This is a genomic window from Nocardia sp. bgisy134 (assembly GCF_057708325.1).
The window spans coordinates 26,842-44,075 of the sequence record NZ_JBYIRW010000010.1 but is presented as its reverse complement, the minus strand read 5'-3'; the positions used below and the strand labels follow the sequence as shown (position 1 = coordinate 44,075).

Here is a 17,234-nt window from a genome sequence, read left to right as displayed (position 1 = left end):
GACGTCGCACGTCATCGGCGCGCTTGGGAGGACTCGAACCTCCGACCTCCCGCTTCGTAGACGGGCGCTCTTTCCCACTGAGCTACAAACGCTCGTCCGCGCTTGCGCGCGAACTCGTTCCCTCGGCGAGATTCGAACTCGCAACTCCCGGCTCCTAATGCCGGCGCCTCTGCCAGTTGGGCTACGAGGGACTACGGTCTGGCGGCCGAAAGTTCTCGGCAGCAGGAGGATTCGCGCCTCCGTGGTGTGCGCGCCCGGGTGACGACCGGTCCCTTCGTCCGCTCGGGCATGCTGCCGGACCGCTGTTTCGTTGTACGGCGCGGACGGAGGGAGTCGAACCCCCGACCTTCGGTTTTGGAGACCGGTGCTCTACCAGTTGAGCTACGTCCGCAGACGGAAAGGGGTCATTCCTGGCAGTTGCCGCGGAATGACCCCGTGCGAGAGGTTCTCGAACGTCGAGAACTCAGGGACCGCTCCGGACGCGCGTCCAGCGGTGATCGAGTAGGTGAGTGGAGCGCGGGGCGTTCGGGCGCGCGGCGGCGTCGAGCGACCACTGTCGCTGCTGCCGGATCCGCGCGGTCATCGCCGAGGCCTTTCGGTTCGTGGGTGGGGAAGTGGTTCCCCCGGTGCTCTTTCGAGAGCGGTATTCGTCTTCTTCGAAGCTAACACCCGAATCCGCCCGGGGACACCGGTTTTCCGTACCCGGTCGGTATGTCCGATTTTCTGCCATGCCGCAATGTGCTCGCAATCACCTAGACATGGCCTTTCATGCGTCCGACGTGTGTTCTTGTGCCCGACAGGCGGCTCTCCGGAGTGTGACAGGATGGTCGGCAACCAACCCGCTAGCCGACAAGAACGGACAAATCGGGCATGATGGCCGTCATGACTACCGCCTCCGATCGGGCCGCAGCATGCAGGTGACCGCACTCGAATGGGGGATCACCATCGCGGTGATCCTCGGCTTGTTCGTCTTCGACTTCTTCGCCCACGTGCGCACCCCGCACGAACCGACCTTCCGCGAATCGGCCTTCTGGTCGGCGGTCTACATCAGCATCGCCTTGGCCTTCGGCGGGTTCGTCGCCTGGCGGTGGGGCTCGACCTTCGGCGGGGAGTACTACGCCGGTTTCGTCACCGAGAAGGCGCTCTCGGTGGACAACCTGTTCGTCTTCCTGATCATCATGACCACCTTCGCCGTGCCACGGATCTACCAGCAGAAGGTGCTGCTCATCGGCATCGTGCTCGCGCTGGCCATGCGTGGTGCGTTCATCGCGGTCGGCGCCGCCGCGATCAGTGCGTTCAGCTGGGTGTTCTACCTGTTCGGCGCTTTCCTGATCTACACCGCCGTCAAGCTGCTGCGCGAGAGCGGGCACGAGGTGGAGGCCGAGGAGAAGCGCGACAGCCGCATCGTCGCGCTGGCCAAGCGGGTGCTGCCGACCACCGACGAGTACGACGGCGACAAGCTCGTCACCCGGGTCGGCGGCCGCTGGGTGGTGACCCCGCTGCTGCTCGCGTTGCTCGCCATCGGCTTCGCGGACCTGCTGTTCGCGCTGGATTCCATCCCCGCGATCTACGGCCTCACCGAGGAGCCGTACCTGGTGTTCACCGCCAACGCGTTCGCGCTCATGGGCCTGCGCCAGCTGTACTTCCTGATCGGCGGCCTGCTGGACCGGCTGGTGTACCTGTCCTACGGCCTGGCCGCGATCCTGGCGTTCATCGGCGTCAAGCTGGTGCTGCACGCGCTGCACGAGAACACGCTGCCGTTCGTCAACGGCGGCGAGCACGTCAGCGTGCCGGAGATCTCGACCCCGGTCTCGCTGGGCGTCATCATCGGCGTGCTGGTCGTTGCCACCGTCGCCAGCCTGATCAAGACCCGAGGCACGGCGCCCCAGGACGCCCGATAGGCGTACCGCCGAGCCCCGCGTGCCGGGACATGTGACGAAGAGCCCCGCACCCCGGACAGGGTGCGGGGCTCGCTTCGTTCGATCAGGCGGAGAAAGCCCCCATGACGGGCTGCCACTCCACCGCGCGCACCGCCTCGATGAGACCTTCCCTGGCGAAGGGATCCTGCGCGAGCAGGTCCTTCAGTGCCGCCGTGTCCTCGGCACGGAAGATCAGCAACGCGCCCGACCCGTCCGGGTACGGTCCGCTCGACAGCAGCGTGCCCGCGTCGACCAGCCCGGACAACCAGCCGCGGAGCTCGGGCCGGTGGGTGTCGCGACCGGGAACGGTGGCCTCGGAGTAGGTGTAGTGGACGGCGAAGATCGGCACGGTGTATCGCTTTCTGGTCGGCGCTTCAGAGGGTCAGCAGCATGCGGGTGTTGCCGAGTGTGTTCGGCTTCACATAACTCAGATCGAGGAACTCGGCGACGCCGGTGTCGTAGGACCGGCACATCTCGGCGTACACCTCGGCCGTGACCGGGGTGCCGTCGATCTCCACGAAGCCGTGCCCGCTGAAGAACTCCACCTCGAAGGTCAGCACGAACAGCCTGCGCAGCTCCAGTTCCCTGGCCACCGCGATGAGCCGCTGCACGATGAGCTTGCCGACGCCGGTGCCCTTGGCGTCGGGGTGCACCGCGACGGTGCGCACCTCGCCGAGATCGGCCCACAGCACGTGCAGCGCGCCGCAGCCGACCACCCGGCCACCGACCTCGGCCACCCAGAACTCCTGCACCGACTCGTACAGGGTGACCAGGTTCTTCTCCAGCAGAATGCGGCCGGCGTAGACATCGATGAGGCGTTTGATCTCGGGGACGTCCGAGGTTCGAGCGCGTCGCACAACCGGTCCGGAGCCGGGCGCGGCAGAGGCCGCGCTGGGATGCGCGTCGCTGGTCGAACCACCTAGTGGTCCCCGAGAGGTCATGGGGTGCACAGTAGTCGGCGCGCTTACCGATAGTCTGAACATGTGCCGCACATCCTGTCGTTCCGCTCACCGCATCGCGCCGGGGTAGCGCAACCGGATGGAGACGTGGCCGTCTTCGGATCGCGCACCCTCGAGGCGAGGGCATGAGCGTGCAGCCCGAAGAGATCGATCGTCGCTGGCCCGACGCGGCCGTGCTGCGTCCCGGAGCGGAACCCTCCGGCGCCGGTTTCGCGGCCGCCCCGGCCGCCACCGCGGTGCCGCTGATGAACATCGCGAACGTGCTGACCATGGCGCGCATCGCCATCGTTCCGCTGTTCGTCGTCGCGCTGTTCGCGGGCGGCGGGCACCAGACCGGATGGCGGATCGCCGCCGCCGCGCTGTTCGCGCTGGCCGCGATCACCGACCGTTTCGACGGGCAGCTGGCCCGCAAGTACGGCTTGGTCACCGATTTCGGCAAACTGGCCGACCCGATCGCCGACAAGGCGCTGATCGGCGCGGCCCTCATCGGACTGTCCGTGCTCGGCGACCTGGCCTGGTGGATCACCCTGGTGATCTGCGGGCGTGAACTGGGCGTCACGGTGCTGCGGCTGCTGGTGATGCGGCGCGGGGTGATCCCCGCGGGGCGCGGCGGCAAGCTGAAGACGCTGGTGCAGTCGCTGGCCATCGGGGTGCTGCTGCTGCCGCTGTCCGGCGGCTTCGAGGTCGCGGGCATGGCGCTGATGTACCTGGCCGTGGTGCTGACGGTCGTCACCGGTCTCGACTACGTCGGGCAGGCCGCGCGGGTGTGGTTCGCGGGCGGCTCCGGCCGGGCTCGCGGGCATGACTGATCCGCTGACCGCGTCCGTTCCCGCCGACGAGCTGGTGCGCGCCCTGGTGGCCGCCCGCCAGACCGTGGCCACGGCCGAATCGCTCACCGCCGGGCTGGTGGCCGCGACCATCGCCGGTGTGCCTGGCGCGAGCGTGGTGCTGCGCGGCGGACTGGTGGTGTACGCCACCGACCTCAAGAGCAGCCTGGCCGGGGTCAGCGCGGACCTGCTCGCCGCCGAGGGACCGGTGGCGGCGAGCACCGCCGAGCAGCTCGCCGTCGGCGCCCGCACCCGCTGCGTCGCCGACTGGGGTATCGGCCTGACCGGTGTCGCCGGCCCCGACAGCCAGGACGGGCACCCGGTCGGCACCGTCTTCCTCGGGCTGTCCAGTCCGTGGCACACCGAGGTGATGCGGTTGCAACTGTCCGGCGACCGGTGGACCATCAGACTCACCGCAACCGAGAACGCGGTGCGGGAGCTGCTTCGGTGCGTTCAGGGCGGCTGAGCGCGGCGCGCGAGGAATCGCTCGACGAGTTCGCCCGCCGGGAACCAATGGGCCGCCCCGGGACGTTGTGCCAGAAAGAACGGTGCGCGCCAGGCGACTGCGCGAAGCTGCGCCCGGTGTTCGGAGCGAAGGAGATCGAGATGACGCTGCTGCGAGAGGCGATCGGGGACAGTCTGCGGCGTGCACGTCTCGCCCAGCACCGGACCCTGCGGGAAGTGTCCACCTCGGCGCGCGTGAGCCTGGGGTATCTCTCGGAGGTCGAGCGGGGCCGCAAGGAGGCGTCGAGCGAGCTGCTCGCCGCGATATGCGCCGCACTGGATGTGCCGTTGTCGCGGGTGTTATGGGATGTGAGCACGATCATGGCGGGCGTCGACGGTGTTCCGGCAGGCGAGGCCGCCCAGCCCGCCGCGGCATCCGCCGACGAGGCCGAGCAGACGGCCGCCGTTGCGGAATCCGCCGAGGTCGCCCCGGCACAGGAGCCCGCCATGGCTCCGGCGTCCGCGTCCATGTCGGCTGCCCGTCCGCACATCGCCGAGGACACCCGAATCGTCATTCGGGCGCCGAAGGCCGACATGCTCGTCCTGGTGAAGAGCAACTGACAACAGAACACCGGACGCCCAGCCGCGGGCAACGCTGCGGGCCGACGCCGAAAACGGATAGATTCTGTAGTAGGCGTCGGTTGGGCCGGGATGCCCCGGTCCAGGTGCCGCATGGTGGAGGATAGGCACAAGCGGGTGCGCGAGGGTCGTGTACCCGGGCCGCGTCAAGCGGTACATCAGATGGAGGCGGGATCAATCGATGGCTAATCCGTTCGTCAAGGCCTGGAAATACATGATGGCCCTCTTCGATTCCAAGATCGAGGAGCACGCGGATCCGAAGGTGCAGATTCAGCAGGCTATCGAGGAAGCTCAGCGCCAGCACCAGGCTCTGTCGCAGCAGGCCGCTTCGGTCATCGGCAACCAGCGTCAGCTGGAGATGAAGCTGAACCGCCAGCTCGACGAGGTCGAGAAGCTCAACGCCAACGCGCGCCAGGCCGTTCTGCTCGCCGACCAGGCCACCGCCGCGGGCGACACCGAGAAGGCGATCCAGTACACCAACGCCGCCGAGGCGTTCGCCGCCCAGCTGGTCACCGCCGAGCAGTCCGTCGAGGACCTGAAGGTGCTGCACGACCAGTCGCTGCAGGCCGCCGCGCAGGCCAAGAAGGCGGTCGAGCAGAACGCGATGCTGTTGCAGCAGAAGGTCGCCGAGCGCACCAAGCTGCTCAGCCAGCTGGAGCAGGCCAAGATGCAGGAGCAGGTCTCCGCGTCGCTGCAGCAGATGGACTCGACGCTGTCGGCGCCGGGCACCACCCCAAGCCTCGACGCGGTGCGCGAGAAGATCGAGCGCCGCTACGCCAACGCGCTCGGCGCCGCGGAGCTCGCGCAGAACTCGGTGCAGGGCCGCATGCTCGAGGTGCAGCAGGCCAGCATCCAGATGGCGGGCCACAGCAAGCTCGAGCAGATCCGCGCCTCGATGCGCGGCGAGGCGCTGCCCGCGGGCGGCGGCCAGTCCGCCATCAATCCCGCTCAGACGCAGGCGAATCCGGCGCAGCCGCAGATGAACAAGGGCCAGGCCGCCCAGCAGTAGCGGCTCGATGCAGGCAAGGACCGGTGCGGTGAAGGACGCGGGCACGCGCGAGACCGTGCAACGCCGAGGGGTGTCCTCGTCACGCCCCGCGGCCGCGACGCGCGCACAGCGCCGTCCCGCCCGGGTCCCGACTGCGATCCGGCTCGAACGGTGTGAGGAAAGCGCATGAGCGAACGGAGTGAGCGAATCGTGTGCCAGTGCGCTTCGCGCATGCCGGAGCCGAGCGTCAGCGAGGTGCAGGCATGAGCGAACGGAGTGAGCGAATCGTGTGCCAGCGCGCTTCGCGCATGCCGGAGCCGAGCGTCAGCGAGGTGCAGGCATGAGCGATCGACTGCCGGACACGCTGCGCGACATGAGCGAACACGCGCTGGTCTCGGTGCGCCGCTGGGCCGACCCGCGCGAGCGGGAACTCCGTAAGCGTCGCCGCGCCCGGCGGCGCAGCTATCAGCTCGGCACCGTCTCCGGGCTGACCACCGCGGGCGCGGTCGGTCTGGTCGTCGTCTCGGCGCCCGCCTGGGCGGTGGTCGTGCTCGGCGGCGGCGCGATCGCGTTCGTCACCGGGACCGCGCTCAGCGCGCGGCGCTATCTGCGGCTGCGTCGATCCCCGTTGCCGCAGGCCGCTTTCCTGCCGCGCAAACAGCCGCCCGCGCGCTCGGCCGCCCGCGCCCCGATCGCCCGCCTGGTACAGGCCGAACGGGCGATGCACGGGCTCGCCGCGCAGATCGCCGCCTCGCGCCGGCTGCCCGACGAGGAATTCACCGAAATGGTCGAGACGGCCGCCTCCGGAGCCGCCGCGCTGCACGCTCTCGCCGCCGACATCGTTCAGATGGAGAGCGCCGCCGCCGTGGTCGGCCGGACCAATCCGGAGGCCACTGCCTCTCTCACCGGCGACGTGCGATTCGCGTTGACCAGGCTGGAATCCGGTATCGCCGAATACGAGCTGGTCGTCGCGGCCGCGAGCCGCGTCCTCGCGGTGCCCGAAACCACTGTCGTGGCACATCGATTCGACGGCATCGTCGCGGAATTGCGGCACGCGGCGGATCGCCTGGACGGCTGGGCGCAGGCGCTGACCGAGGTCGCAGACCGTCCCGCCATCGCGGTCTCCCCGCCACCGCCCGGTCTGCCGCGGTAACCTCCGGGCGCACCCCCCGAACCGATCGGGGTGAACCCTGATTTGCACCCGGATATCGCTGCTGACCTGGTGATTTATCGCCCCGGGGCTGTCAGCATGGAGGTATCGGATCGCCGGACGGCGGTTCGGGAGAGACCTCCGGGAGGCTGGAAATGCTGTGGAAGATCATCGGTGTCGTCGCGGTCGTCTGGATCGCGCTCGCCATCATCGGTGCGCTGATCAAGGGGCTGTTCCCGATTCTGGTGATCAGCGCGGTGGTGTTCGGCCTGTACCTGCTGTACAAGGCGGTGTCGGGCTCGGACAACTCGACGGTCAGCAAGCTGTAGTGCGAAAAGCCAACGGGCCGTGCGTCATCCGGGAGGATGGCGCACGGCCCGTTGCCGGTTCTGGGGTCAGAGCTGCCCGCTGTTGTCGATCACGACCTTGCGGCCGGGAGTGCCGGAGGGCGAGCCGACCTGCTCGATCGCGTGCACCACGTCCAGGCCCTCGACCACGGAGCCGAACACCACGTGCTTACCGTCCAGCCACGGGGTGTCCTTCATGGTGATGAAGAACTGCGAGCCGTTGGTGCCCGGCCCGCGGTTGGCCATGCTGACCGTGCCGGGAGTGGCGTGGGTCAGCTGGAAGTTCTCGTCGGCGAACGTCGGGCCGTAGATGCTCTTGCCGCCGGTGCCGTCGCCGTTGGTGAAATCGCCGCCCTGTGCCATGAACCCGGGGATCACGCGGTGGAACGTCGACCCCTTGTAGCCGAAGCCCTGCTCGCCGGTGGCCAGTGCCCGGAAGTTCTCGGCGGTCTCGGGCACCACGTCGGAGCGCAGCTCGATGACGATGCGGCCGGTGGGGATGCCCTCCACGGACACGTCGAAGAACACCCTGGGTAGCGGGTCGGCTTTGGCGGGGGCCGCGGTCAGCGGGCCGGGGCTGAAGAGTGCGATGAGCGCAAGACCGAGGACGGCGGCGGCGCGTGTGAGCTTCGTCATGGCCACACTGTCTACCGCAGCACCGATCGGGCTGGCTACCCGGACCCGGTTCCCGGCCGTTTTCGGGCTCGGCTGCGCGTTTGCGCCCGTGCGGATCTCGGGTGTTTCAATGGGTGCCATGGAGCAGGTTCCCGAGGACTGGCAGCGCGGCTTGGTGATCGTGGCGCACCCCGACGACATCGAATACGGCGCCGCGGCGGCCGTCGCGCGGTGGACGGGACAGGGCAAGGACATTCGCTACGTGCTCGTCACCAGCGGCGAAGCGGGTATCGCCGGAATGCCGCCTGCCGAAGCCGGACCGCTGCGCCAGGCCGAGGAGATCGCCTCGGCGAAGGTGGTCGGCGTCGACCAGGTGGAATTCCTCGGTTATCCGGACGGCCGGGTGCAGGAGAGCCTCGAGCTGCGCCGCGATCTCGCCGCCGCGATCCGCAGGCACCGCCCGGAGATGCTGGTGCTGTTCAACTTCGGCGACACCTGGGCGCCCGGCTACGCCAACAGCGCCGATCACCGCGCCGTCGGCCGGGCGGGGCTGGATGCCGTCTCCGACGCGGGCAACGAATGGATCTTCCCGGAACTGGCCGATCTGCCGCCGTGGTCGCCGCGCTGGGCCGCGGTCGTCGGGCCGGTCGCGACGCACGCCGTCGATGTCACCGCCACCGTCGAGCAGGCGGCCGCCTCCCTGTCCGAACACCGCCGCTACCTGGAGGTGCTCAGCCCCGAGCCGCTCGCCCACCAGGTGAAAGCCATCGTCGACATGGCCACCGGTCCCAAGGAAGGGTTCCCCGCCGAGCGCGCGGTGGGATTCGAGCTGTACTACTTCGGCTGAGCGAATCCGGCTACCGCATCCGTGGTCGCGTACGTCCGGTCCCGGCACGAACCGTCGAAATGGTCTGGACCAGAATGACTTCGGCATCGGTCGGGCGGATGGCGCGCCGATGGCGGCGCGGTGAACCCTCGCCCTGCTCGCCAACTCGGGGCGGGCGCCGTCGGTTCGGAAGGCCAGTGTGGCAGGCTGGGCTGATGCGTGTTGCCGTCGTTGCCGGTCCCGATCCGGGACATGCCTTTCCGGCGTTGGCGCTGTGCGACCGGTTCCTGGCCGCGGGCGACGAGCCGGTGCTGTTCACCGGGCCCCGCTGGTTCGACTCCGCGAAGAACGCGGGCATCCCGGTGCGCAGGCTCAAGGGTCTCGCGCCGCGCGCCGTCGACGACGACGGAGACGCGGGCCGGCGCATCCACGAGCGCGCCGCACACATCTCGACCGAGATCCTGCCCGACCTGAGCGCGATGCTGCCGGAGCTGGTGGTCTCCGACGTGCTCACCGCGGGCGGCGGCATGGCCGCCGAACGGCTCGGCGTGCCGTGGGTCGAGCTCTCGCCGCATCCGCTGTATCTGCCGTCGAAAGGTTTGCCGCCGATCGGCAGTGGGCTCGCGGTGGGGGAGGGCCTGCGCGGCGAGCTGCGCGACCGGATGCTGCGCGCGATGACGTCGCGGGCGATCCGCAACGGCCTGCGCCAGCGGGAGAAGGCCCGCGCGAGCGTGGGACTGCCCGCCGCCGATCCCGGCCCCGCCGCCCGCCTGCTGGCCACCCTGCCCGCACTGGAGGTGCCGCGCCCCGACTGGCCGGACAACGCCCACGTCGTCGGCCCGTTGCTGTGGGAGCCCACGGACGACATCCTCGCGCCGCCGCCGGGCGACGGTCCGCTGGTCATGGTCGCGCCGTCCACCGCGCACACGGGCGTGACGGGCATGGTCGAGACCGTGCTCGAGGCGCTCGACGGCGCCGGTGTCCGGATCGCCGTCTCCATGATCGACACCCCGCCGGCCGGGCTGCCGTCCTGGGCCACCGCGGGACTCGGCCGCCAGGACGAGCTGCTCGGCCACGCGGCCGTCGTGGTCGGCGGCGGCGGCCACGGCTTGCTCGCCAAGTCGCTGCTCGCCGGTGTCCCCGTCGTCACCGTGCCGGGCGGTGGCGACCAGTGGGAACTGGCCAATCGCGCGGCACGCCAAGGCAGTTCGATCGTGGTGCGTCCGCTGACCGTCGAATCCGTGCGCGCCGCGGTGCTCGCCGTGCTCGATCACCCGCGCTACACGGCCGCCGCCGAGGAAGCGGCCATGAGCATCGCGGAGGTCACCGACCCGGTGGAGCTGTGTCATCGGGTGCGCGAGGGCGTGCTCGCCCCTTGAGGCGCCTCTCCGCCTCCGCTGCGCCCACTGGATCCGCGCCGGCGGGGACCGGAGTATCTTGAATACGGTGCGGTTGACTGAGTTCCAGGAGCTGTTGCATACCGAATTCGGCGTGGCGCGCGGTGACGCGCTGCTGACCGACCACGTGATCCCCTCCCTGGGCGGCCGGACCGGCGCCGCCGCCATCGAGGCCGGGATCGATCCACGGGATGTGTGGCGCGCGCTGTGCGCCGACTTCGACATACCGAAGGTGCGGTGGTGACCGCCCCCGACCCGGTGGCCGAGCGGCGGCCGTACCGATTCGACGAGCGACTGCGCATGGTCCCCGTCGACCCGGAAGGACTCGCCGCCCGCGTGGCGCAGGCGCATCCGGACGATTTCGCGAGCTTCCGGCAGACCGGTCTCGAACTGATGCTGCTCGGCCGCCACGACGAGGCGCTCGACCACCTGGATCGGGCACTCGAGCTGGCCCGCGCCCCGCGTCAGCAACTCTCGGTCTGGATCAACCTGGCCGACGTGTACCGGTATCGCGGTGACGCGCCGACCGCCGAAATCCTCTACCGGCGAGCCGTCGAGGACGCCCGCGGCACCGACGCCGAGGCACTGTCGTTCGCCGCCCAGCACTTGGGCAAGGCACTGGCCGAACAAGGCCGCCTCGACGAGGCCCGCGAACTGCTGACCGAGGCGCTGCGACTACGGGTCGCCGAGGGCGACATCGAGCTGATCGAATCGACCCGCACCGCGCTGGACGGCCTCGCGGAGCTGCCGATCCCGCTGCCGCCCGCCGTGCTGGCGGTGGTCGGCGCGAACCCGGAGTTCTCGGACGAGCACGAGGGTCTCAGCGGCGGCGTCGCCCTGGTGAACGGCGCCTACTGGGTCAAGCGGGGCCCGCGCGCGACCGCCGAGCACGATCGCCTGAACTGGTTGCGCGCCAGGGGAATCCAGGTGCCGGAGGTGGCCGCCTTCGCCGAGGACGTCCTCGTGCTCGGCGACGCGGGCGCGCCGAGCCTGGCCGCGCGCGAAGGCTCCGACCGCGCCGCGGCGTCGCCGTCGATCGGCACGGTGATGGGCGAGCTGCTGCGGCGGCTGCACGCGCTGCCCATCGCGGAATGCCCGTTCGACGGCAGGCTCGACACCGCGCTGGCGCTGGCGCGCAGGCACGTGCTCGAAGGGCTGGTCGATCCGGACGATTTCGACGACGACAACGCCCACCTCGATCCCGGACAGGTCCTGGATCGGTTGGTCGCCGAGCGTCCGGAGACCGAGGACCTGGTGGTGGCGCACGGCGATTTCACGCCGCCGAACGTGCTGGAGAACGGCACCCTGCTGGACGTCGGCGGCCTCGGCGTCGCGGATCGCTACCGCGACCTCGCCCTGGCCGAACGCGACCTGCGCGAGGATTTCGGCGACGGCGAGGTGCGCGCCTTCTTCGCCGCCTACGGGCTCGACGCGCCGGACAAGCGGCGGCTGGACTACTACCGGCTGCTCGACGAACTCTTCTGAGCCGGGGTCCTTCGGCGCACGGGTCTCGGACCGCTCAGGTCTTCTTGCTGTAGTGCCTGGCCGCCTTGGTGCGGTTGCCGCAGGTGGCCATGGAATGCCAGCGGCGGGTGCCGTTCTTGGACGTGTCGTAGAAGAACAGCACGCACTGCGGGTGCGCGCACTGGCGAATCCGGTCCGGCGCCTTGGCGATCAGTTGCAGCAGGTTCTCCGCCGCCAGCCAGCCGGGCAGCCAGGCCGGGTCGGTCACGTCGGGCAGGTCGTCCGGGCCGTCGTCGGTGAGGCGGCGCTTGATCCTGCCGTGCTCGAGCACGTCGTTGAGCGCCCCGTGCGCACCGTGCTGGATGGCGTCGTGGATCGCGCTGCGCGCGGTCAGCACCGCGGCCAGTGTCCGCTCGTCGGCGGGTGCTCGATCGGCCAGGTTCGCGGCGGTCAGCCAGACGCGCAGGCCCGCCACGTCGGTGAGCAGATCCTGCGGTCCGTTCTGGATCCACCGCGTGTTCAGCAGGTCGAGCGCCAGCGGTTCGCCGACGTGAGGGCGTGGATCGAGCATGCCTGAGGGTATCGAGCCGTCTCGGGGTGTCATGAGGATCACCACCTTTCTAACCAATCAATTCAAGATCATTGGGTTGACGTCATCGGATCGCGCCGACTACGTTCTAACTGCTGAAACGGTTGACAGTGGTTGTGGATTCCAGGGGAACCGCCGAAGCCCGCCGGAACTGTCTCCGCTCGAAAGGATGAACCCATGCGACCTCCACTTCCGCCGTTCGACCGCGCCTCCGCCGAGGCCAAAGTGCGTGCCGCCGAGCACGCCTGGAACACCCGTGACCCCGAACGCGTCGCGGCCGCCTACACCGAGGATTCCGTGTGGCGTAACCGCGACGAGTTCTTCACCGGGCGTGCGGCCATCGTCGACTTCCTGACCAGGAAGTGGGCCAAGGAGAACGGGTACGCGCTGCGCAAGGACCTGTGGGCGTTCGACGGCAACCGCATCGCCGTGCGGTTCCAGTACGAATGGCACGACGAATCCGGCCGGTGGTGGCGCAGCTACGGCAACGAACAGTGGGAGTTCGCGCCGGACGGGCGAATGTCGCGGCGCGAGGCCAGCATCAACGACGTCCCCATCGCCGAATCGGAACGCCGCATCTTCGGTCCGCGCGGCCCGGAGGAGGACGACGCGGTACTGCCGCAGCGCTAGCGCGAATCGCGGGCGGCCGGTGCTCGCCGGCGGATAGCGCGGAAATTGCCGGTCGCGGAAGAAGCGGCGCGTGTCGCGGGGCGCGTCGCTTGACTCGAACACTTGTTCGTCTAGTCTTGTCGTCAGAACTTGTCGGTGCCGCCCTCTACTGTGGGCGCCAACCACAGATCGAGAGACTCACCCGTCGAAAAGGGGACCAAGGACATGGCACCACAGGCGTACGACCGCGACAAGGCGCTCGAGCTCGCCCTCGCCCAGGTGGAGAAGAGCTTCGGCAAGGGCGCGGTGATGCGGCTCGGCGAGGAGGCGCGTCAGCCCATCTCGGTGATTCCGACCGGATCCATCGCGCTGGACGTCGCCCTCGGCATCGGCGGTCTGCCGCGGGGCCGCGTCGTCGAGATCTACGGCCCGGAGTCCTCGGGTAAGACCACCGTCGCGCTGCACGCGGTAGCCAACGCGCAGGCGGCGGGTGGCGTCGCCGCGTTCATCGACGCCGAGCACGCCCTCGACCCGGACTACGCTCGCAAGCTCGGCGTCGACACCGACGCGCTGCTCGTCTCCCAGCCCGACACCGGTGAGCAGGCGCTGGAGATCGCCGACATGCTGGTGCGCTCCGGCGCCATCGACATCATCGTCATCGACTCCGTCGCCGCGCTGGTGCCGCGCGCCGAGATCGAGGGCGAGATGGGCGACAGCCACGTCGGTCTGCAGGCTCGCCTGATGAGCCAGGCGCTGCGCAAGATGACCAGCGCGCTGAACAATTCCGGCACCACCGCCATCTTCATCAACCAGCTGCGCGAGAAGATCGGCGTCATGTTCGGCTCCCCCGAGACCACCACCGGTGGTAAGGCGCTGAAGTTCTACGCCTCGGTGCGCCTGGATGTGCGCCGCATCGAGACCCTCAAGGACGGCAGCGACGCGGTCGGCAACCGCACCCGGGTGAAGGTCGTCAAGAACAAGGTCTCGCCGCCGTTCAAGCAGGCCGAGTTCGACATCCTGTACGGGCACGGTATCTCCAAGGAGGGCTCGCTCATCGACATGGGTGTCGAGCACGGCTTCATCCGCAAGTCGGGCTCCTGGTACACCTACGAGGGCGACCAGCTGGGCCAGGGCAAGGAGAACGCCCGCAAGTTCCTGCTGGAGAACACCGACGTGCGCGACGAGATCGAGAAGAAGATCAAGGAGAAGCTCGGTATCGGCGCCGACGTCACCGCGGATGCCGCGGGCGAGGTGCCCGCCGATTTCTGAGTCCACCTCCGGTCGGCCGGGCGAAGGCATGAGCGCGTCGATTCGGCGCCGTACCGATCGAGCCGCCGATCGGCCCGATCCGGTGCACGACATGCGGCGCCGGCTGCACGAACTCCTGTCCGCCGACGGGCGATCCGTGGAACGCCACGGACCTCGCCCCGGCGTACGGGAGCCGGGACCGGTCCGGTCGGCCGATGGTGGTTCGGCCGACGCGGACATCCTGGGAACCCGGTCGAGCGCGCCCGATCCGCAGCGGGCGGGCTCGACCGGGTCCTCCCACTCGTCCCGGCGCGGACGGCGGAACGATTCCCGCCGTAACGACTCCCGGACGGTCGAGACCGGTCGAAACACCGGCCGACGGGTGGATCCGGTGGCGGCCGGATCCGCAGGGGATGCGCTGGAGGCGGAGGCGGGCGCGAGCCGGTCGACGTCGGAACGCACCCCCGAAGGCGGGACGGTCGAGCAGGCGAAGGAGGCGTGTCTTCGTCTGCTCGCCGTCCGCGCCCGCAGCCGCGCCGAACTGGCGCAACGATTGGCCGCCAAGGGTTTCACCGCCGAGATCGCCGAGCGCGCGCTCGACCGCCTCGCCGAGGTCGGTCTCGTCGACGACGCGGCCTTCGCCGAACAGTGGGTCCACTCCCGGCACGCCTTCTCCGGCAAGGGCAAACAGGCACTCGCCCAGGAGCTGCGCCGCAAGGGCGTCGCGCCTTCCGACGCCGCGCCCGCCCTGGAGGCGATCAGCTCCGACGACGAAGAGTCCCGCGCCGCTGAATTGGTGCGCCGCAAACTTCGCACCCTGCCTCGGGATCTGGACCGCGACAAGGCCATTCGCCGCCTCGTCGGCATGCTCGCCCGCCGTGGCTACCGCCAATCCACGGCCTTCACCGTGGTGAAAGCCGAACTCGCCCATGCCGACTGGAGCGCGGAGCCGCTCGACGAGGCGGGCGATCCGCCGGACTGATCCGGCGTCCGCGCGTGAGCGCCGGTGTGGCAGGCTGGCGGGGCCATCACGGCCCCGCCGCGGTACCGCCCAGGGCCGTCCCCCGAGGTTTGCCGAATCGTTACTCGGGTCCGGTCGATTTATCCGATACCGGTCGGTCGTTCGTCGGCGCGCCGGCGCACGCGGGGCCATGATGGGGGTATGGAGTCCACGGAGAGTGGGGTCGTACCGCGCGGCGAACCGCGCGCCGTGGCTCCGACGCCGAAGGGGCCGGCGCTCAGGGGTTTCGTCTCGCTGCCGTGCGCATTCCGGGGCGGACCGTGCCCCGTGACGAGGGAGGAGAACGAGTATGGCCATCGATATTCGTAAGGTGACAGTCCTGGGGACCGGGGTGCTCGGTTCGCAGATCGCTTACCAGACCGCGTTCCGCGGCTTCGACGTCACGGCCTACGACATCAACGAACCCGCGCTCGAGGCCGCGCGGGAGCGGTTCGCCAAACTCGCCGCGGTCTATGTGGCCGAGGTGCCGGGCGCCGCGGGCGGCAAGGCGGAGCAGACCGCGTCGGGCATCGCGCTCACCACCGAGCTCGCCGAAGCGGTGAAGGACGCCGATCTGGTGATCGAGGCGGTGCCCGAGGTGCTGACCCTCAAGCAGGAGATCTACGGCCACCTCGGCGAGGTCGCCCCCGAGCGGACCATCTTCGCGACGAACTCCTCGACCCTGCTGCCGAGCGACATCAAGGACTCCACCGGCCGCCCGGACAAGTTCCTGGCGCTGCACTTCGCGAACCAGGTGTGGAAGTTCAACACCGCCGAGATCATGGGCACGACCGACACCGACCCCGCGGTGTTCCGCGCCCTCGTCGATTTCGCCGAGGCGATCGGCATGGTCCCGATCGAAGTGCACAAGGAGAAGGCGGGTTACGTGCTCAACTCGCTGCTCGTGCCGTTCCTGAACTCGGCCATGGCGCTCGGCGCGGGCGGCTACGCCGACCCGGAGGCCGTCGACAAGACGTGGCGGATCGCCACCGGCGCGCCGATGGGCCCGTTCCAGATCCTCGACGTCATCGGCCTCACGACCCCCTACAACATCCTGGCGCACGGCGACGCGGACGCCCAGCGCCTGGCGGCCTGGCTCAAGGACAACTACATCGACAAGGGCAAACTCGGCATCGCGACCGGCGAGGGTTTCTACCGGTACTCCGCATAGGGCCACTTCGGGAGCCGAGCGTCGATCCCGGAAAACGAACGGGAGAGAAACGGTGGCCCACCGAGGCCGGTGCGCTCCCGCTTCTCTCCCGAATTTGCTTGTCCGCTAACGCCTTACGCGTGCAGGTCTACGGCTTCTTCACCACGTCGACGCCGGGAGCGGCATCCGTGATGATCGAATCCGCGGCGAGGACGGTCCCGCCCTTGGTGCGCTTGCGCGCCCGCAACCTCCGCTCCAGCCTGGTCGCCACCATCGTCAGCGTGCTGTTCAGCGCGATCATGATGATCGCCACGACGATCAGCGAGGGCAGCGTGTTCTGCTCCGACGCGCCGAGCTGCTGGCCCGAGCGAACGATCTCGACGTAGGTGATCTGGTAGCCCAGCGCCGTATCCTTCAGCGCGACAACCATTTGCGAGACCAGCGCGGGCAGCATCGCGGTGATGGCCTGTGGCAGCAGGATCAGTCGCATCAGCTGGTTCTTGCGCATCCCGAGCGCGACGGCGGCCTCGGTCTGGCCCTTGGGCAGCGAACGAATGCCCGCGCGCACGATCTCCGCGATCACCGAGCCGTTGTAGATCGTCAGCGCCGTCACCACCGCGGCCAGCGCGAGGTCGTCGGACTTGAACAGGTCGTATTCGCTGTAGAGGGCGAACAGGAAGATCATCAGGATCAACACCGGGATGGCCCTGGCGAATTCGACGATCGCGCCGGCGACCAGCCGCACCGGACGATGGTCGGACAGTCGCAGGATGCCGAAGATCATGCCGATCGCCATCGCGAAGACGATCGAGATGACCGCCGCGACGACGGTGCCACGCAGACCGGGCAACAGGTAGGTCGACCAGACGTCGCTGTCCAGGAACGGCTCCCACTTTTCCGCAGCGAACTGACCCTGTCGGTAGAACGCGAGGAAGAGCAGGAACCCGGCCACCAGGACGAGGACGAGCACCACCAACGAATAGATGATGTTACGCAGCCGTGCCTTCGGTCCCGGCGCGTCGAAGAGGACGGAAGCGCTGGCACTCATGCCTGCACCTCGCTG

The 17,234-nt window shown here is 69.3% G+C and carries 20 protein-coding genes and 3 tRNA genes; 15 read left to right on the top strand and 8 right to left on the bottom strand.

Translation table 11 applies throughout. From position 1 onward, the window contains the following. Nucleotides 1-18: 18 nt before the first annotated feature. The 3 genes from AC3ERS_RS18740 to AC3ERS_RS18730 form a co-directional block, all read right to left on the bottom strand. A tRNA-Arg gene (locus tag AC3ERS_RS18740) sits at nucleotides 19-92 on the bottom strand. A gap of 25 nt (nucleotides 93-117) precedes the next feature. Further along, nucleotides 118-191 (bottom strand) — tRNA-Leu (locus tag AC3ERS_RS18735). A gap of 127 nt (nucleotides 192-318) precedes the next feature. Then, nucleotides 319-391: transfer RNA gene (locus AC3ERS_RS18730), tRNA-Trp, on the bottom strand. A 520-nt stretch (nucleotides 392-911) separates the two neighbouring features. Here AC3ERS_RS18730 and AC3ERS_RS18725 point away from each other — a divergent pair. Further along, the gene (locus AC3ERS_RS18725; RefSeq protein ID WP_431969187.1) at nucleotides 912-1,901 is read left to right on the top strand and encodes a TerC family protein; all 990 of its coding nucleotides are present in this window, start codon (nucleotides 912-914) and stop codon (nucleotides 1,899-1,901) included. A gap of 82 nt (nucleotides 1,902-1,983) precedes the next feature. Here the strand turns inward: AC3ERS_RS18725 and AC3ERS_RS18720 are convergent, their stop codons facing one another. Both AC3ERS_RS18720 and AC3ERS_RS18715 read right to left on the bottom strand, forming a co-directional pair. After that, nucleotides 1,984-2,268 (bottom strand): YciI family protein, encoded by a 285-nt coding sequence (locus AC3ERS_RS18720; protein WP_431969185.1) that lies wholly within the window; start codon nucleotides 2,266-2,268, stop codon nucleotides 1,984-1,986. Nucleotides 2,269-2,293: 25 nt separating this feature from the next. Next, nucleotides 2,294-2,860 (bottom strand): amino-acid N-acetyltransferase, encoded by a 567-nt coding sequence (locus tag AC3ERS_RS18715; RefSeq protein WP_431969183.1) that lies wholly within the window; start codon nucleotides 2,858-2,860, stop codon nucleotides 2,294-2,296. Nucleotides 2,861-3,003: 143 nt separating this feature from the next. On the opposite strand from AC3ERS_RS18715, the gene pgsA reads away from it, so the two are divergent. The 6 genes from pgsA (at nucleotide 3,004) to AC3ERS_RS18685 (ending at nucleotide 7,255) form a co-directional block, all read left to right on the top strand. Then, nucleotides 3,004-3,687, top strand: coding sequence for a CDP-diacylglycerol--glycerol-3-phosphate 3-phosphatidyltransferase (pgsA, locus tag AC3ERS_RS18710; protein WP_431969181.1), 684 nt, complete (start codon nucleotides 3,004-3,006; stop codon nucleotides 3,685-3,687). Further along, a complete protein-coding gene (locus tag AC3ERS_RS18705) occupies nucleotides 3,680-4,171 on the top strand; it encodes a CinA family protein (protein ID WP_431969179.1) in 492 nt (163 codons plus the stop codon). Before pgsA ends, AC3ERS_RS18705 begins: the two co-directional genes overlap by 8 nt. A 140-nt stretch (nucleotides 4,172-4,311) precedes the next feature. Then, nucleotides 4,312-4,770 (top strand): helix-turn-helix domain-containing protein, encoded by a 459-nt coding sequence (locus tag AC3ERS_RS18700; RefSeq protein WP_431969177.1) that lies wholly within the window; start codon nucleotides 4,312-4,314, stop codon nucleotides 4,768-4,770. Nucleotides 4,771-4,969: 199 nt separating this feature from the next. Further along, nucleotides 4,970-5,797 (top strand): PspA/IM30 family protein, encoded by an 828-nt coding sequence (locus AC3ERS_RS18695; RefSeq protein WP_431969175.1) that lies wholly within the window; start codon nucleotides 4,970-4,972, stop codon nucleotides 5,795-5,797. Nucleotides 5,798-6,116: 319 nt separating this feature from the next. Next, nucleotides 6,117-6,929 carry a phage shock envelope stress response protein PspM gene (gene pspM / locus AC3ERS_RS18690; protein WP_431969173.1) on the top strand — a complete coding sequence of 271 codons (813 nt, stop codon included), beginning with the start codon at nucleotides 6,117-6,119 and terminating at the stop codon, nucleotides 6,927-6,929. A 152-nt stretch (nucleotides 6,930-7,081) separates the two neighbouring features. Further along, on the top strand, nucleotides 7,082-7,255 hold the full coding sequence (locus AC3ERS_RS18685) for a hypothetical protein (protein WP_169810825.1): 174 nt from the start codon (nucleotides 7,082-7,084) through the stop codon (nucleotides 7,253-7,255). A gap of 66 nt (nucleotides 7,256-7,321) precedes the next feature. On the opposite strand, the gene AC3ERS_RS18680 is transcribed toward AC3ERS_RS18685, so the two are convergent. Further along, the gene (locus tag AC3ERS_RS18680) at nucleotides 7,322-7,909 is read right to left on the bottom strand and encodes a peptidylprolyl isomerase (protein ID WP_431969171.1); all 588 of its coding nucleotides are present in this window, start codon (nucleotides 7,907-7,909) and stop codon (nucleotides 7,322-7,324) included. Nucleotides 7,910-8,027: 118 nt separating this feature from the next. Between AC3ERS_RS18680 and AC3ERS_RS18675 the strand changes: the two genes are divergently transcribed. From AC3ERS_RS18675 to AC3ERS_RS18660, 4 genes are all read left to right on the top strand, one after another. Then, nucleotides 8,028-8,735 (top strand): PIG-L deacetylase family protein, encoded by a 708-nt coding sequence (locus AC3ERS_RS18675; protein WP_431969169.1) that lies wholly within the window; start codon nucleotides 8,028-8,030, stop codon nucleotides 8,733-8,735. Nucleotides 8,736-8,929: 194 nt separating this feature from the next. Beyond that, nucleotides 8,930-10,093 (top strand): glycosyltransferase, encoded by a 1,164-nt coding sequence (locus tag AC3ERS_RS18670; protein ID WP_431969167.1) that lies wholly within the window; start codon nucleotides 8,930-8,932, stop codon nucleotides 10,091-10,093. A gap of 67 nt (nucleotides 10,094-10,160) precedes the next feature. After that, complete coding sequence (locus AC3ERS_RS18665) at nucleotides 10,161-10,355, top strand: DUF3046 domain-containing protein (RefSeq protein WP_431969165.1); 195 nt, start codon at nucleotides 10,161-10,163, stop codon at nucleotides 10,353-10,355. Continuing rightward, nucleotides 10,352-11,596 carry an aminoglycoside 3'-phosphotransferase gene (locus AC3ERS_RS18660; RefSeq protein ID WP_431969163.1) on the top strand — a complete coding sequence of 415 codons (1,245 nt, stop codon included), beginning with the start codon at nucleotides 10,352-10,354 and terminating at the stop codon, nucleotides 11,594-11,596. The genes AC3ERS_RS18665 and AC3ERS_RS18660 overlap by 4 nt, the downstream gene beginning before the upstream one ends. A 34-nt stretch (nucleotides 11,597-11,630) precedes the next feature. On the opposite strand, the gene AC3ERS_RS18655 is transcribed toward AC3ERS_RS18660, so the two are convergent. Continuing rightward, nucleotides 11,631-12,146 carry a CGNR zinc finger domain-containing protein gene (locus AC3ERS_RS18655; RefSeq protein WP_431969161.1) on the bottom strand — a complete coding sequence of 172 codons (516 nt, stop codon included), beginning with the start codon at nucleotides 12,144-12,146 and terminating at the stop codon, nucleotides 11,631-11,633. Between the two features lie 195 nt (nucleotides 12,147-12,341). Between AC3ERS_RS18655 and AC3ERS_RS18650 the strand changes: the two genes are divergently transcribed. The 4 genes from AC3ERS_RS18650 to AC3ERS_RS18635 all read left to right on the top strand — a co-directional run bounded on the left by AC3ERS_RS18650 (nucleotide 12,342) and on the right by AC3ERS_RS18635 (nucleotide 16,192). Continuing rightward, a complete protein-coding gene (locus tag AC3ERS_RS18650) occupies nucleotides 12,342-12,794 on the top strand; it encodes a nuclear transport factor 2 family protein (RefSeq protein ID WP_431969159.1) in 453 nt (150 codons plus the stop codon). Nucleotides 12,795-12,998: 204 nt separating this feature from the next. Continuing rightward, complete coding sequence (gene recA, locus AC3ERS_RS18645) at nucleotides 12,999-14,042, top strand: recombinase RecA (RefSeq protein ID WP_067841747.1); 1,044 nt, start codon at nucleotides 12,999-13,001, stop codon at nucleotides 14,040-14,042. Nucleotides 14,043-14,439: 397 nt separating this feature from the next. Beyond that, on the top strand, nucleotides 14,440-15,003 hold the full coding sequence (gene recX / locus AC3ERS_RS18640) for a recombination regulator RecX (protein WP_431969534.1): 564 nt from the start codon (nucleotides 14,440-14,442) through the stop codon (nucleotides 15,001-15,003). 328 nt (nucleotides 15,004-15,331) lie between these two features. Beyond that, complete coding sequence (locus AC3ERS_RS18635) at nucleotides 15,332-16,192, top strand: 3-hydroxyacyl-CoA dehydrogenase (RefSeq protein ID WP_431969157.1); 861 nt, start codon at nucleotides 15,332-15,334, stop codon at nucleotides 16,190-16,192. Between the two features lie 127 nt (nucleotides 16,193-16,319). On the opposite strand, the gene AC3ERS_RS18630 is transcribed toward AC3ERS_RS18635, so the two are convergent. Continuing rightward, complete coding sequence (locus AC3ERS_RS18630; protein WP_431969155.1) at nucleotides 16,320-17,219, bottom strand: amino acid ABC transporter permease; 900 nt, start codon at nucleotides 17,217-17,219, stop codon at nucleotides 16,320-16,322. Between the last annotated feature and the right edge of the window lie 15 nt (nucleotides 17,220-17,234).